Source organism: Campylobacter showae, from assembly GCF_004803815.1.
GTDB lineage: Bacteria > Campylobacterota > Campylobacteria > Campylobacterales > Campylobacteraceae > Campylobacter_A > Campylobacter_A showae.
Genome location: NZ_CP012544.1, coordinates 2,033,066 through 2,047,950, shown reverse-complemented (window position 1 = coordinate 2,047,950; position 14,885 = coordinate 2,033,066). Strand labels below are relative to the sequence as shown.

Genomic DNA, 14,885 nt, shown 5'->3' with positions numbered 1-14,885 from the left:
GGCGCCGTTACAAAAAGGAGGTTTTCTTGTCGGACGCGCAAATCATACCAAAAAGGTCTAAATTTTATCCCAATTTTTCGTAAATATATTATTCCCTGCTTTTTACGTAGGCTAGAGCGCCTGATTTTAGGCGTTTTAGCCCCTCCAGCACGCGCGATCTTTGCGTGGCGATGTTAAGGCGCAGGAAGCACTTCTCGGCACCTCTATACGCGTTGCCGTCGTTTAGCCAAAGCCCCGCTTTTTGGCGTAAAAACTTATGAAAATCGCTCGCGTCGTCGCAAATTTCGCGGCAGTCAAGCCAGAGCAGATACGTGGCGTCCTGCTCTACAAGCCTAATCTGCGGCAGTTCGTTTTGCAAAAACTCGCTTACGATTTTGCGGTTTTGCTCTATGTATTCGCGCATCTGCTCGAGCCACGCTTCTCCCCGCTCAAACGCCGCGATCGCCGCGATACAAGAAAACGCATTGCCCTCGCCGACCTCGTCGTCGTTGATGGCTTTTGCCATTTTGGCGCGCAGTTTTGGGTTTGGCACCACGGCGGCGGAGCTTTGCAGGCCTGCGATGTTAAAGGCTTTAGTCGGCGAAACGCAGGTGATCGAGATGTTTTTGCAAGTTTCGCTCGCGCGGATAAAGGGCACGTAGCTTTTGCCGGGGCTCGTGATGTCGCAGTGTATCTCGTCAGATATCACCAAAACGCCGTGTTTAGCGCATAGTTCGCCGATTTTGGCTAGCTTCTGGGCGCTCCAAATTTTGCCGACGGGATTGTGCGGGTTGCAAAGGATAAACATCGTCGTTAGCGGATCAGCGAGCTTTTCTTCGAGGTCCTTAAAATCAATATCATAGCCGCGCCCGTCGTAGGCTAGCTCGTTTGTGAGCGCGACCCTGCCGTTGTTTTCGATACTGCGGTAAAAGACGTGATAGACGGGGCTTTGGATCACGATTTTATCGCCCACGCTCGTAAATTTGCGCACCGCAGAGCTAATGATCGGTATCACGCCCGTGCAAAAAATCAGCCAATTTGGGTCAAATTTGACGTCGTGTCGTCTGCTCCACCATGAGCAAATGGCCTCGCTCCACTCCCGCGGCACGTATGAGTAGCCAAAAACTCCGTTGTCTAGACGCTTTTGCAGCGCTTCTAAAATTTCTGGCGCGACCTTAAAATCCATATCCGCCACCCACATCGGTAGCTCGTCGCCGATTGTTTTCCATTTTGACGAATACGTCCCGCCTCGCTCTACAGGCGCGTCAAAATCGTATTTCATTTGCTCTCCTTGCGTGATTTTTGCGGATATTTTAGCGAATTTGACGGGTAAAATTTGAAATTTCGCCGCATTTTTGCGCAAAACCGATTTTTAATGCGAGATTTTTTATAATTACGTCTAAAATTTACTAAATTTAAGGATAAAAATGCTCATAATAATCTCACGTTTGCCGAGCGCAAATTTAAAAATATCAAGGGCATTGCCTCAGCTCATCCAGGGCTACATCTACCGCTATCTGCCAAGCGCCGAGCACGATGGGTACAGGCACGAGCCGAGCGGCAAAATTTTTAAACGAACGAATTTTGATTTTCGTTTAAATGGCGCAAATTTGCGGATTAGATTTACCTCATATGAGTCGGAATTTGAAAAAATAATCGCGCTTGCCGTGCTAAAAGACGGGTTAAGCTTGGGTGAGCTTTGCCTGTGCGATACGACGGTGGCTGTTAGCGAACACAGAACCTCGCAAAGCGAAGCGGTGTTACAAGGCTGCGTAGCATGCGCTATAGGCGGGCTTTTGGGGCATAAAATTTATCTGCAGCCGCAAGACTCCAGGCATCTTGAGATGATGAAAACAAACGCGCTGCAAAGATTTGAAACTCTTACCGGGCGCAGATACGACGGAGAATTCGAGCTAAATTTGCTCTGGCAAAATTTGCAAAATCCATTTAATTTTTATTACGGCAACAATCGCTCGCCGGTTCAAGCTTGGCAAGCGAAATGGAAAATTTGCGCGCAACCGGAGCTGATAAATTTGATCCTTGACGCCGGTGTCGGAAGCGGATGTATGAACTGCGGAGCGGGGTTTGTGGAGGTGGTGGAGGAAATTTAAGGGCAAGATATGCAATATTTTAAATAACAGTTTAAAACTCCAACGGAGGAAGTCTTGCCCTTAAGAATATTATAGTGTAATTTTGCTGTATATGCAAGATATCTTTAATAATTTAAATAACATAACTATTGACAAAATATTCTTTTTTCTATATACTTTCAAGAACTTATTTATAAGAAGAAGAAATATGAAAAATGTTCACAAGTTTTCAACCGAGATCGAAATAGTAAATAAAAGCTTCTTTGACGAAATCGGACGTAGATATAAAGAAACTAAAATTAGTATTACTTTAAATATTTTTAAAGCGTCAACCCTATTTCTTATCATATTTTTTGTTTATAAATACTTGATTTAATCTTTAAAAAGTATTATAATTTTGCTAATAAATATTTAGCAAAGGGAATATTTTGGGTGATATAGTTAAGATTTTCGCCGACATAGGCGAAATATATCAAAAAGATGAAAAGCGTCTCAAAAACGATGCCTACAAATACGATACAATCAAAGTATATCTCTGCGACATAGAAACCAAGCGAATAGAGCCGAATTTAAACATAAGCAAAGACGATCTGATAATATGTAGATTTGGCGTAGGCGCAAATTCCGGTAATCTTTTTCCAAATTCTCAATTTTTATCCAAAGAAGCAAATAAAGACGAAGCTAAATTTATAAAAGGCGTTTTGAGATCGGTTTCAAATTTGCTCTCGTGTTTTGAGCCGAGCGATATAGAAAAAGACGCTATTTTATCTATGTTACCTAGTATAAATGAAGGATATTTTGCCGATATTATAGATGAGATCAAAGGTCTTGATGAGCTAAAAAAGGAAAAAGGCAAAAAAGTCGCTACTTTTTTCTCGCTCTCATACAAGGGCAAGCCCGTTTCTGCCTATTTTAAACAAATTTTTGAAAATCGTATCAGCGTAAAAGAGCAAAAATCGTCCTATGGATACGATATTTTGACAAATGAAAAAGGTATAGGCGGCGATGCAAATTTAGCATTTTGCTCGGTAAATGAGATGCCTGCTAATATGCAATTTATCAAGTCAAAACTTTTGCCGCTAAGCGCCGTTAGCGCAAAAAAGGTAGAAAACGGCTTTAAAGCGATAAAAGATAAGCTATCGCACAATTTTTACGGTATGAAAATGGCGATTTTACCGACGATTTTGGGTAGCTCGGTAAATCTAGAAGAGATTATAAAAATACTAGAAGAAACTTCAAAAAGTGATATGAAAAATATTGAGATGGCCGAAGAAGTTATAAAATTTAGCATAAATGATTATCTTGAGATCGCTGCTAAAAAACAGGAAAATTTACCGGTTTTAAATACGATTTTATTTTATACGCAAAGCAACGCAGCTATCGATTTAAAGCTTGCGATAGATGACGTTTTGCCCTCTTTTATCTCTAAAATTTCAAATTTAATGGGCAATTTTGATATTAAAGCTTTCTATGAAAAAAACAGCGGAACCGATGAGACGATATATCTTCAAAATTTGTTTGAAGATAGGCTAAGCGTGATGAGCTTTTTACTGTCGCGAAATAAATTTGATTTAGAGATTATGATAGAAAGATATAGCGATTTGATTTGCTATGGTAGCGCCAATAAGGACTATGCGGAGAAATTAGAGTGGGGTAAATATTTTAACGATTTTTACAGGCAAAGAACGATTGATGTTATTAAAAAATATCAGAATTTTTTTAATGAGATCGACGTGTTAAATAAAAAACTAGTGTTTCAAAAGGAGTGCGATTTGGAAAATTTAATCGATAAAAAAGAACTGATTAGAGAGCTAACCAAAAATAGCGAATTTTTAAATCAAGATGACGCGCTTGCAAGCGCTTATTTACTAGGCATGCTAAGCGCAGCTCTGATAAACTGGCAGCTCGGCGTTAATGGCGGCGTATCGTTTAGCAACTGGCTTGATAACTGCGGCTCGATAAGCAGGGAAAATTTGGAGCGAATTTGGACTAAGTGCGATGAGATGATTAGAAAGCTTAAGGCAGCTTCCGGCAAACCAAATCCAAATGTTGAAAATATAAAAGAGTGTTTGATTGAAATTTTACCGCAAGTCTTTTTTAAAGAAAGCAAGATAGTAAAAAGCTCTCATACTACGCTTGCTTTTGCTATGGGCGGGAGTGATTATCGCAAATTTTTAAAAGATAAAACGAAATAAGTAAGGAGAATAATATGCAGAAAAAAGAGATACTTTTTTTGTGGGACGGAGAGAATTGGAATCCAAACGGCGACATGCTAAAGGATAACGCTCCAAGATGCGATGATGAAACCGGCATAGCCGAGGTGACGGATGTGCGCATAAAAAGAACTATCAGAGACGAGATTATGAAAAAAGACGAGGCGTCGATTTTTATAAAGGAGTATAGGATAGAAGACGTCGTACTAGATGCTAAAACGGCGATCAGACAAAGCATAAACATAAAACAAAGCAAAAGCGAACTGCAAAAAGAAATTTTGTCTAAATTTATCGATATTCGCGCATTTGGCGGCGTGTTGCCTATTTCGGATAGAGACGAAAAAAAACAAGACAAAGAGATAAAAACCGCTGGCGTTCAGTTTACAGGGCCGGTACAGTTTAGACTAAGTAAATCTTTAAATAAAGTAGAGATAGAGTATGTAAAAGGCAAGGGCGCTTTTGCTAGCGATTATGATCCAAATATTGAAAAAAAACAAAGTGCGCAGGCGACTTTTAGAGAGGAAAAATTTTTAAGATACGCTATTTTCGCTACTTACGGCATTATCGATAATTATAATGCGGCAAAAACGGGCTTTAATGAAGCCGATGAAGCTAAAATTTTAAAAGCTTTGTGGCACGGTACTAAAAACTTAACGACTCGCTCCAAAATCGGCCAGACTCCAAGGTTTATGCTAATCATCACGTATAAAGACGATACGTTTGCGGGCGATCTAAACAATAGTATAAGCCTAAAAAGCGAAAAAGAAGATAGAGCGATAAGAAGTATCAACGAATACACTATCGACTTTACAAATTTAAAAAATAAACTCACAAGATATGCCGCAAATATAGAAAAAATAGAGTATATGAGCGATTATGATTTTGAAGCGATAAACAAAGAAAATTTTGATAGTAGTTGGAAAAAGATAGAGGCGTAAAATGAGCATTATTGCTTTTAGATTATTCGGCGATTACGCTCATTTTTCGCATCCGGCAACGATTTATTCTAGCTTAACCTATCCGGTGCCGCCAAAGACCGCTATAATGGGCTTTTTAGGCGCCGTTATAGGCGAGGAGGAGTATTTTAAGCTATCTAGCATCAAATACAGCGTAAAAATAGATAGGCAAATTTTAAAAAAGAGTTTTGTTTTTAACGGCATAAAATTTGCCCTCTCAAGCAATATGCACATAGAGGAAGGCTATCAAAACGCCAAGGAGAAAAAGCAGTTTTACAGAGAGCTCATCTGCTCGCCGTCTTATGTCGTATTTTTAAATTTAGAGAATTTAGAGCAAAGCTACCGGGATAAGATAATTTCAAATTTAAAAGAGCACAAAACTGCCTTTACGCCGTATCTTGGGATAAACTTTTGCATAGCCGATTTTAGCTGGATCTATATAGAAATATGTGAAAAAATAGCTCAAGACGAAAGTTTTATAGATACATTTACGCTTATGGAAGATTTTGTTTTTGATGGTATTAATGAAAATGCGAAATTAACTACGGTTAGAATGCCTTGCGACTGCGAAAATGGGCGAATTTTTAAAGATTTTAAAGACTTTGTAATGGAAATAAACGGCAAAGAAGCTATAAAATCTAAAAACCATGGAAATATATATCAGATAAACGATGAAAGAGTCTATTTTATTTGACGAGTTTTGGTCTCATCCAAATAAACTTTTAGAAAATCATATAAAAAATATGATCTCTGCCGGCGATGAAGAGCTGGATAAGCAGGTCAAGCTCTATCACGATATCGCAAAACTAAAAAATAATTTTCAAATTTACATCAGAGACACCTCAAACGACAAGCTGGATAAAAACCACTCATTTCTGTCGGCATATTTTTTCTTGCTAAACTCCAAATTTGATGAAATACCGACTCTGTTTGGCTTTCTTGCCATCGTTTCGCACCACGGCGATGCCGTAAATTTAATGACATTAGCTCGAGATGCTAATAAATTTTTTAAAAATTTAAAAGAGCTAGAATATTGGGAAGAAGTAGTTAACGCCGCTAAAAATACCCAGGTTTATTCGGGATTATCTACAAAAAAGGATGAGTTTTTAGATAGAGCGGAAAAGCTTCGTCAATACTTAATTTTATTGCAGTATAAACACAAATTTACTTATGAGGATTTCATAAATTTCAAAAGCCTATACTCAAATTTGGTTTATAGCGATAAATTTGAGGCTATCTTTAGCATGCCAAAACAGGAAACCAAAGATATACCGGTAGATGTTTTAGAGAGCGATATCAAAACATTACCGCCGAATAAAAAGCGAGATGAGTTTAGAAATTTTGTTTTAAACAATTTTGACGAAAATTACAAACTTTTTACTTTGACCGCGCCGACTGGATACGGCAAGACCTTGACTGCTCTAAATTTTGCCCTAAAATTTAATAAATCTCGCATAATTTATGCGCTTCCTTTTACTTCGATAATCGATCAAACCTACGATATAATTGCGAAAATTTATAAAAATAGCGATATTTCGGTTGGCAAGGCTCACCACAAAACGACGATAGACGAAAAAAATCTGACCGAAGATGATAGGTACTCTAAGATCAAATTTTTGATGGAATCTTTTAGCGGCGAGATAAACGTAACTACGCTTTATCAGCTTATATTTGCGCTATTTGGCAATAAAAACAAAGACAACGTCAAATTTAATCAGCTCAAAAATAGCGTCGTTATCATCGACGAGGCGCAAGCAATCCCATATAATTTTAGAAAAGATTTTATCCTGCTTTGCGAGATCATCTCGCAGCGGCTCGGCACTATTTTTATATTTATGTCGGCGACGATGCCGGTTATTAAAAGCGAAAATTTTAAAGAAATTTCAAATTTAGAGTATTTTTCAAGGCAGGATAGATACGTTATAAAATGGCTTGATATAAGCGGCGAAGAGGGGCTTTTAGAGAAAATTTGCGAAACCGCAAGAGATAAAAATACCCTCGTCGTCGTCAATACGATCAAAAAAGCACAGGAGCTGTTCGTAAAACTAAGAGATAAATTTAGCTGCTTTTGCCTAAACGGATATATGTATGATGATCACAAACGCGCTACTATCGAAGCGGTAAGGTGTGCAATAAATACAAATAAAGACGATCCGCTTGCAAGTAAAATTTTACTAATTTCCACGCAGTCTATCGAGGCGGGAGTGGATCTTGATTTTGACGTTGGATTTCGCGAAGTTGCGCCCATTAGCTCGATCATACAGACCGCAGGGCGCGTAAATAGGCATTTTGGAGAAATTTGTGGCGAGCTATACGTCTTTGCCGAAATAAGTAAATTTACAAATTTGATTTATGGCGATTTGCAGAAAGTAAGCAAAGCGATTTTAGAAATTTTCAAACAAAGAGAGGTGCGAGAGAGTGAAATTTTAGAAATTTCAAATTTGTATTTTCAGAAAATCAGCGATCAACTGGAAAATTTATATATACAAAGCGAGATAAAAAAGCTAGAATTCGAAAATATAAACCAAAAAATCGAAGAAATTATGAACGATAACTGCAAACAAACGCTAATAATCGAGCCCGAAGAAAATTTTATCAAGGATTTTGAAGCTAAGATTATCGAAATTAAAAATAGCCAAAATAACGAATTTACGATACGAGATATTTTAAAAAATCACATCAGAAAGTTATCGAAATTTAGCATAAACGTAACGTTTAAAGATAAAGAGAAATTGACGCCCAATTTAAGGCAAATACGCGGACTAAAGGATATGTTTTATCTGCCGTTTGGCTCGTCTTATTTTTATAGCACGGATTACGGGCTTAAAAAAGATACGAATTTGGACATCACGGATGAGGTATTTGACTAATGTTTTGCAAAGACCAAATTACCGGCACGCTTGTTAATTATTACGTCACCTGTAAGCGCGAGGCGTGGCTTTACGCTCACCATATCCACGCAGATCAGGAGGATGAAAACGTGCTGATGGGCAAGGCGCTAGCGGAGATCAAAGAGAGCAATTTGCAGGACTTTGCATTTTCAAATTTAAAATTCGACAAACTTTCCAAGCAGCGCGGACATTATCTCATCACCGAATACAAAAAGAGCCTAAAAAACGAGCTTGCGGGCAAGATGCAGCTACTTTTTTACGTCTATCTTTTAAAAACGGGCTTAAATTTAAAAGAGGTAAAAGGCAAATTAATCAGCGGCAAAAAGGTGATTTTGGTGGATGATAGCAGCGAAAATTTCGCTCTAATCGAGCAAATTTTAAGCGAGATAACGGCACTCACAAACCTGGAGCGGCCGCCGAAATTTACGCAGGGTAAATTTTGCACAAACTGCGCTTATAGCGGATATTGCGCAAGTTGAAATTTAGAAAAATGTACGTGATTTTATTTTACGACATCGCCGGCGCCGAGCAAAAAGAGAAAAACAACGCAAACCGCATCAGAAAGGGGGTCGAGAAGTTTTTGCCGCGAGTGCAGTTTTCCGTTTTTGAAGGCGAAATCCGCGAGAGCGATTTTAAAAAACTAAGCACAATGCTGCAAAAAGAGTGCGCCCCGCAGCTTGATTCTATCGTGATTTACACGTTTAATTCGCTGAAGTATTCCAAGCGTATAGTCATCGGACAGGATAAAAGCGGCGCGCTGTTTAGTTAAATTTGCTCGCGTAAATTTGCCGAATTTGACGGCGACACTTAAAATCCCGGCTAAATTTAAGGAACAAAGATGCAAAAAAGCGATAGGACGCATTTTATTTTGAGCGCAGGCAGGCTTCGCAGGCAAGATAACAATATCTATTTTGATAAATTTGACGATGCAGGCGCGGTCGTCGCTAGTAAAATTTTGCCGATAAATGCGATCGATGAAATTTACGTGCTTGCAAAAGTGCAGATCGACACCTACACCATGGCGTTTTTGGCGGACAACAACGTCCTTTTGCACATTTTTAGCCCATATCAGAGCTTTCGCGGGAACTTTTATCCAAACACCTCAAACTCGGTCAATAAAAGCGGCTTTGTGCTACTAAATCAGGTCCGCGCCTTTGACGATCCGCTTAAGCGCGCCTACATCGCTCGCGAGATCACTCGTGCGCACATCCTAAACGACGCGGCAAATTGCAAAAGACACGGCGTAAAATTTGACGTCTCGCCCCACATAGAGGCGCTAAACGCTGCCGCGGACGTGCCTGCGATAATGGCGGTAGAAGGGGCGTTTCAAAAGTTATACTACGAAAAGTGGAACGAGATAATCGCGGATCAAAAAAGCTTTAAATTTACCGTCCGCTCTAAGCGCCCGCCCGCCGATAAAATCAACAGCTTCATAAGCTACGTAAATACGCGCATCTATAACGTCTGCCTCAGCGAAATTTACAAAACCGAGCTTGATCCGCGCATCGGCTTTTTGCACGAGCCAAACTACCGCGCGTTGAGCCTGCACCTCGATCTTGCGGAGATTTTTAAGCCGATTTTGGGCGATACGCTGATTTTTAGTATGCTAAATAAAAAAGAGATCACGGCAAAGGACTTTCAAACCGACGCCGGGCGGATAAAATTTAGCAACGACGCCGTGCAAAAGATCGAGCTAAAGATGATCGCAAGGCTTGGCGAAACGATCTCGCTGGGCGGGCGCGATCTCACGTGGCGGCAGGTGATCCGCCGCGAAGCTAATCAGATCAAAAAATGTATCTGCGAAGATGCGCCTTACGAGGGATTTAGGTGGGGGTAAATTTGATATTTGTCGGTAGGGACAGCAAAAGGTCGCGGTTGCATTTTGATGATTTGATTTTAGTGTCGCTACTTCATTAAAATGCGGCACAAAAATCGCTACTCATTTGCGGTCAAATTTGACTTATGCATCTTTGGGTATGGTGTCGGGTTGGGGGGGCGCTAGCTTACTTTTGTTGCGGCGGGATATTTGATTTCTAAGTGCCTTTTTAAATCCAAATCATGTCGATAAAGCTTTTTCTAAGATTTTAGAAATGATGAAATTTAGGGCATTTTGTATCGATATTATTTTGCTTTTTATGCAAATTTAAGGCGTAAAAATATAGACTTTGAGTTTTTATAGTCCTAAAAATGTATATTTTGGTGCTGTTAAAATTTACTCCGTTGGAGTTTGAAACAAGAATTTAGAGCCTGAAGATGTCCCCAATGATACGCGTTAAAATTTACTCCGTTGGAGTTTGAAACGGCTTGACGGCTGGAGCTGCAATAGTAAGCGACGCGGGTTAAAATTTACTCCGTTGGAGTTTGAAACAGTTATGAAGACGAAGAGGGCGACAATAATATAGGTGTTAAAATTTACTCCGTTGGAGTTTGAAACGTCGATGCTGGCCTATGCGAAATGAAAGAGCGCTAGTTAAAATTTACTCCGTTGGAGTTTGAAACCTAGCAGGATGCGCGGGCAAAGATCCGCAGGTTATAGTTAAAATTTACTCCGTTGGAGTTTGAAACAATGCCTTAGCCGCTACGCTCGCCGCGTCCTCGTAAAGTTAAAATTTACTCCGTTGGAGTTTGAAACGGTTTTTGCCTACGGCCTGCGCGGCTAGAGCTATGCGTTAAAATTTACTCCGTTGGAGTTTGAAACTAAAACAAGAAGACGCCGCCCCTCCCGAGCTCCCGTTAAAATTTACTCCGTTGGAGTTTGAAACTAAAACAAGAAGACGCCGCCCCTCCCGAGCTCCCGTTAAAATTTACTCCGTTGGAGTTTGAAACTTTCTTTTACGTCCTCTATCCAGGACTTGTACGGGTTAAAATTTACTCCGTTGGAGTTTGAAACTCGTTTTTGAGCATACTAATAACTATCACGTGCCGCTGTTAAAATTTACTCCGTTGGAGTTTGAAACCACTATATCTTAAAACTTCCCAAAACTTCCAAAAGTTAAAATTTACTCCGTTGGAGTTTGAAACCAAACGGTGCTAAAGCTTGAGCGAAACCCATGATATAGTTAAAATTTACTCCGTTGGAGTTTTGATGCAATCAATTTTTGCGGCTTAGTATGCTGTGCGATTGATTATAGACGGGCGACAAAATATAAAGTTGCAATAAATAATTTATGATTTTCTGTTAACTTAGCTAACAGCCTACCGGTTGATTGCCTGCAAGCAGTTTTTCTAGCTTGCGATTTTTAAAGAATTTGACGACGTCAAACGCAATCTTGGCAGCCAAAAGCGCCAAAAAAAAGTGTCTAAAAGCATAAAATTTGCCTAAATATTTATGCTTTTTCATGAGCTTTAGAGCGAGCGATTTTATCGCTTCTATCGGCTTTTTGATTGCTTCGCCGATCATTTTGTCCTTTATCTCGTGGACGACGAGAGCGGTGATGGTTTTTAGGTATTTTTTAGTTTTGGGCGCTGGTAAATTTTGCGTCGCAGTTTCTCCGTAAACGCCGTCAATCCAAGCTTCAAAATTTTGTCTAGCGTTTTTGCTTTTTAAGAGTTTTTCGCCAGCTTTGCTTATCTCGTAAATCCCGCGCGAAGTCTTTAAAACGATCCTTTTTTCTTGCGGCAAAGCTTGAATTTTTGGGCTATTTGCTATGACGTTTAAAAGCGTGTCCGTTTTGCTTTGACTCGCACCAGTTTCGCGCGATAAAAACTCCGCTATCTCTTTACGACTCGCCTTTTTTCTCTCGTTTAAAAACTGTGCCAATAAAAATAATCCTTGATAATCCATCGCAAAAACTCATACTATTATATTAAAATGAGAATTATACTTAAAATATCTCAAAATAAAATAAAAGCCAGTATCATTTTGGTTTTGATGCGTCGCAAGGTAAATTAAATTTGCCGAGTTAAAACAAATGGCTTGTGTCGTAAATTTGAAATTTATCCGCGCAAAGGCCGTAAAATTTGCAGCAAATTCTACGGCAAATTTCAAAGAAAGATAGTATTTTTAGCTTTAAATTTTGCCGTTTTTACAAATCAGGCAAATTTAAAGCTCTTAAATTTAACTAACAAAAAACTCCTGCGCAGACTCTTTGCTCTCAAAAGGCTTCACGCAAATCTCGCGCTCCCCGACTCTAGCGAGCACCGCCGTATCTTTGTCTGCTCTGGTGTAGGCAAGCGCCAGCCGCACGGCAAACTCAAGATCAGCCTCGTTAAATTTAGCATCCACGAGACTAGTCGCGCCCACGACGCCCTCGTCAAATTTGATCTGCGTAAATTTGGGATTATTTAGAGCTAGTAGTTTGGCGTTGTCGTTTTCGTCGCGGCCGATGACCATTTTGGTGCCGTTTGCTAGGCGCAGATGCCGCCCGATGCGGAGTAGCTGCATATCCGCGCTAGTCATGTCCGGGTCAAATTTGATGAAATCTTTGATTTTATTTGAAAAGCTCTCTATCGTGAGCAAGCACCCGCCGCCGGGCGTCTCAAATTCGCTAAAGCCGAATTCCTTGGCGAGGGCTAGCTGTCTTTTGCGGTCGCGTCCGCTGATGCCTAGCAGCTTACTGCGATCGACCCAGCCCTCGTGCTCGGGTTTTGTAGGCTTCATCAGCTGTGCGGACATCGGGCGCAGGATGAGATCCTCCTCGTCGCCCGCGGCGTTTTTGACCTGCGCCATAGCGTCGCGCCTCTGACTCATCGGACGCTGGCCGATCACCTCGCCCGTAGCGATAAAGCTAGCGCCCTCCGCGCTCATCATCGCAAGCGCCGTTTTAAACATATATCCGTGGCAGTCGATGCAGGGGTTAAAGTGCTTGCCGTAGCCGTGCTTTGGCGTAAAAAGCACCTCGCGCAGGTATTCGTTTCTGATATCTACGATCTTAAACTCGGCTCCGGCTTCGTTCGCGCGGCGGCGTAAAATTTCCGCCTTTTTCTCGTCGCCGCTAAATCCGATGTCGATATGGATCGCCGTAACTTCGATGCCTTGGGTTGTCAGCAGCTTGATAGAGATCATACTATCAAGCCCGCCGCTAAATAAAACTAATGCTTTCATTTTTTAAGTTCCTTTAAAATTTCGTTGATTTTTTTTAGTATCGGTTGCTTTTCTTCTAGCGAGATTTGCGACGCCGAATACTTTTTGTATAAATTTTTGTAAAACCTTGTTTTAAAAAATTTTAGGTTTTGTAAAATTTCCTCCTCGTTTTTAAACGCCTCGTATTTTTCAAATATTATCTCGCGCACGGACGGATCGTTCGCGTCCGCTCCCGCTGTTATCGCCTCGTAGACTGCCCTGTGGCGCGCGAAATAATCTGGCTTTAAATTCTCTAAAATAAATTTTTTTAGACTCTCGTTTTCTATCATCGTTTTTAAAATTTGGATTTCTAGCGGATCTTTGCGCCCCGAGTTTGCCCGTAAATTTTGCATTTCGTAGGCTTGCATGCGCTCCTGAGCGGCTTGCGTATTTGTACCTCTAGTTAGCCAAAACGACCCCTCGGCTATCTTTAAAATTTTAGCCACGAGCGGCGCGTAGGAGTTTGCGACGACGGGTTTTAGACTCGAGGTAAAGGCCTGGATCGCTTCTAGCGCCTTTTGCTTTTGTACGGGGCGCGAGAGGTCAAAGCCGCTAGCTAAATGTCTGATGTAAAATTCGCCGATCTCCGTGCCGCTTTCAAAAATTTGACGCAGATACTCTATTTTGCCCGCTACCACCATATCTGCGGGGTCTGCGCCGCCCTCAATAATGACTACGCTGCCGTCGATTTCGTTTTGCGCGAGCAGCAGGGCGGACTTCGTCGCGGCATTTATGCCCGCGTCGTCGCCGTCAAAGCACAAGATGACGCTAATCTCGCCGCGTTTTAAAAGCGGCAAATGCTTGGTCGTGAGAGCGGTTCCAAGCACCGCTACGACGTTGTTAAAGCCCGCCTTGTGCAGCATGATGACGTCCAAGTAGCCTTCGGTGATTATGATTTGATTTTTGGTGAAAATTTCGCGCTTTGCCAAGTGGTAGCCGTAAAAAAGCGTGGACTTGTCAAAAACCGCGGACTGGGGCGAATTTACGTATTTTGCGGGGTTGCCGCTGATCGTACGTCCGCCAAAGCCCACGAGCCGTCCCGCGTGCGTGTAGATAGGAAAGGTGATGCGGTTTATGAAGCTAGCGTAGATGCCGTTTTCGTTTTGCTTTACGATGCCGACTTCTAGGGCTTCTTTGGGCTCGATTTGTTCGTTTTGCAGTAGCCTTATCGTCTGCGCGCTCTCAGGCGCGAAACCTAGTTCAAATTTATCGATCAGCTCGTCCGTGATACCGCGCGAATACAAATACTCTACGGCCGCGGGCGTTTTATAAAGCAGCGAGCGGTAAAAGGCGTTTGCGTTTTCTAGGATGTGCTTGTTTTCCTTCGCCGGTTCGCCGCCGCGCACGTAGTTTAGCGTGAAATTTTGCAGTCCGGCGATCTTTTCGACGGCTTCGGGGTAGCTTAGCTTTTCGTAGTCCATCACGAATTTGATCGCGTCGCCGCCGGCTTTGCACGAAAAGCAGTGAAATATCCCGCGCGACGGGCTCACGCTCATGCTCGGGTTTTTATCGTCGTGAAACGGGCATACGCACACGAAGTTCGCGCCGCTTTTTTTAAGCGGCAGATAGTGCCCGACGATATCTGCGATATCGGTTTGCGCTTTTAGTCTTTCTATTGATTTTGGATCGATCATAAGCGAGATTATACAATCGTTTTGCTATAATCGGCGTTAAATTTGACTTTAGAAAGCGGC

General features: G+C 41.3%; 12 protein-coding genes and 1 CRISPR repeat array. Of the genes, 8 read left to right on the top strand and 4 right to left on the bottom strand.

Translation table 11 applies throughout. The features are described from left to right. Nucleotides 1–88: 88 nt before the first annotated feature. Nucleotides 89–1,261, bottom strand: coding sequence for a MalY/PatB family protein (locus CSHOW_RS10055; RefSeq protein WP_039895492.1), 1,173 nt, complete (start codon nt 1,259–1,261; stop codon nt 89–91). A 145-nt stretch (nt 1,262–1,406) separates the two neighbouring features. On the opposite strand from CSHOW_RS10055, the gene CSHOW_RS10050 reads away from it, so the two are divergent. The 8 genes from CSHOW_RS10050 to cas1 all read left to right on the top strand — a co-directional run bounded on the left by CSHOW_RS10050 (nt 1,407) and on the right by cas1 (nt 9,966). Continuing rightward, nucleotides 1,407–2,090 carry a CRISPR-associated endoribonuclease Cas6 gene (locus CSHOW_RS10050; protein WP_002950101.1) on the top strand — a complete coding sequence of 228 codons (684 nt, stop codon included), beginning with the start codon at nt 1,407–1,409 and terminating at the stop codon, nt 2,088–2,090. Nucleotides 2,091–2,497: 407 nt separating this feature from the next. Beyond that, nucleotides 2,498–4,264 carry a TM1802 family CRISPR-associated protein gene (locus CSHOW_RS10045; protein WP_002950099.1) on the top strand — a complete coding sequence of 589 codons (1,767 nt, stop codon included), beginning with the start codon at nt 2,498–2,500 and terminating at the stop codon, nt 4,262–4,264. A gap of 14 nt (nt 4,265–4,278) precedes the next feature. Then, the gene (gene cas7b, locus CSHOW_RS10040) at nt 4,279–5,220 is read left to right on the top strand and encodes a type I-B CRISPR-associated protein Cas7/Csh2 (protein WP_002950098.1); all 942 of its coding nucleotides are present in this window, start codon (nt 4,279–4,281) and stop codon (nt 5,218–5,220) included. Between the two features lies 1 nt (nt 5,221). Next, complete coding sequence (cas5, locus tag CSHOW_RS10035) at nt 5,222–5,932, top strand: CRISPR-associated protein Cas5 (protein WP_002950097.1); 711 nt, start codon at nt 5,222–5,224, stop codon at nt 5,930–5,932. Continuing rightward, nucleotides 5,910–8,108, top strand: a complete 2,199-nt coding sequence (locus tag CSHOW_RS10030) for a CRISPR-associated helicase/endonuclease Cas3 (protein WP_002950094.1) — start codon at nt 5,910–5,912, stop codon at nt 8,106–8,108. Before cas5 ends, CSHOW_RS10030 begins: the two co-directional genes overlap by 23 nt. After that, a complete protein-coding gene (locus CSHOW_RS10025) occupies nt 8,108–8,608 on the top strand; it encodes a Dna2/Cas4 domain-containing protein (protein WP_002950092.1) in 501 nt (166 codons plus the stop codon). The genes CSHOW_RS10030 and CSHOW_RS10025 overlap by 1 nt, the downstream gene beginning before the upstream one ends. A gap of 11 nt (nt 8,609–8,619) precedes the next feature. After that, entirely contained in the window at nt 8,620–8,898 is a 279-nt protein-coding gene (gene cas2, locus CSHOW_RS10020) for a CRISPR-associated endonuclease Cas2 (RefSeq protein ID WP_039895522.1), read from the top strand. A 69-nt stretch (nt 8,899–8,967) separates the two neighbouring features. Then, complete coding sequence (cas1, locus tag CSHOW_RS10015; protein ID WP_002950089.1) at nt 8,968–9,966, top strand: CRISPR-associated endonuclease Cas1; 999 nt, start codon at nt 8,968–8,970, stop codon at nt 9,964–9,966. Nucleotides 9,967–10,333: 367 nt separating this feature from the next. Next, nucleotides 10,334–11,217: direct repeats of the CRISPR family, unit length 30 nt; unit sequence GTTAAAATTTACTCCGTTGGAGTTTGAAAC. 99 nt (nt 11,218–11,316) lie between these two features. Here cas1 and CSHOW_RS10010 read toward each other — a convergent pair. The 3 genes from CSHOW_RS10010 to dnaG form a co-directional block, all read right to left on the bottom strand. After that, nucleotides 11,317–11,889: a hypothetical protein gene (locus CSHOW_RS10010; protein ID WP_002947147.1), complete on the bottom strand. Its 573-nt coding sequence runs from the start codon at nt 11,887–11,889 to the stop codon at nt 11,317–11,319. A gap of 297 nt (nt 11,890–12,186) precedes the next feature. Then, nucleotides 12,187–13,173: an argininosuccinate synthase domain-containing protein gene (locus tag CSHOW_RS10005; RefSeq protein ID WP_002947143.1), complete on the bottom strand. Its 987-nt coding sequence runs from the start codon at nt 13,171–13,173 to the stop codon at nt 12,187–12,189. Beyond that, the gene (gene dnaG, locus CSHOW_RS10000; RefSeq protein ID WP_002947140.1) at nt 13,170–14,825 is read right to left on the bottom strand and encodes a DNA primase; all 1,656 of its coding nucleotides are present in this window, start codon (nt 14,823–14,825) and stop codon (nt 13,170–13,172) included. The genes CSHOW_RS10005 and dnaG overlap by 4 nt, the downstream gene beginning before the upstream one ends. Nucleotides 14,826–14,885: the final 60 nt, after the last annotated feature.

What these genes read in the sequence shown, in the direction of transcription:
- CSHOW_RS10005 (WP_002947143.1), bottom strand. Translation starts at nt 13,173, where the DNA reads ATGAAAGCATTAGTTTTATTTAGCGGCGGGCTTGATAGTATGATCTCT.
- CSHOW_RS10025 (WP_002950092.1), top strand. Translation starts at nt 8,108, where the DNA reads ATGTTTTGCAAAGACCAAATTACCGGCACGCTTGTTAATTATTACGTC.
- cas7b (WP_002950098.1), top strand. Translation starts at nt 4,279, where the DNA reads ATGCAGAAAAAAGAGATACTTTTTTTGTGGGACGGAGAGAATTGGAAT.
- cas1 (WP_002950089.1), top strand. Translation starts at nt 8,968, where the DNA reads ATGCAAAAAAGCGATAGGACGCATTTTATTTTGAGCGCAGGCAGGCTT.
- CSHOW_RS10050 (WP_002950101.1), top strand. Translation starts at nt 1,407, where the DNA reads ATGCTCATAATAATCTCACGTTTGCCGAGCGCAAATTTAAAAATATCA.
- CSHOW_RS10055 (WP_039895492.1), bottom strand. Translation starts at nt 1,261, where the DNA reads ATGAAATACGATTTTGACGCGCCTGTAGAGCGAGGCGGGACGTATTCG.
- CSHOW_RS10030 (WP_002950094.1), top strand. Translation starts at nt 5,910, where the DNA reads ATGAAAGAGTCTATTTTATTTGACGAGTTTTGGTCTCATCCAAATAAA.
- cas5 (WP_002950097.1), top strand. Translation starts at nt 5,222, where the DNA reads ATGAGCATTATTGCTTTTAGATTATTCGGCGATTACGCTCATTTTTCG.
- dnaG (WP_002947140.1), bottom strand. Translation starts at nt 14,825, where the DNA reads ATGATCGATCCAAAATCAATAGAAAGACTAAAAGCGCAAACCGATATC.
- cas2 (WP_039895522.1), top strand. Translation starts at nt 8,620, where the DNA reads ATGTACGTGATTTTATTTTACGACATCGCCGGCGCCGAGCAAAAAGAG.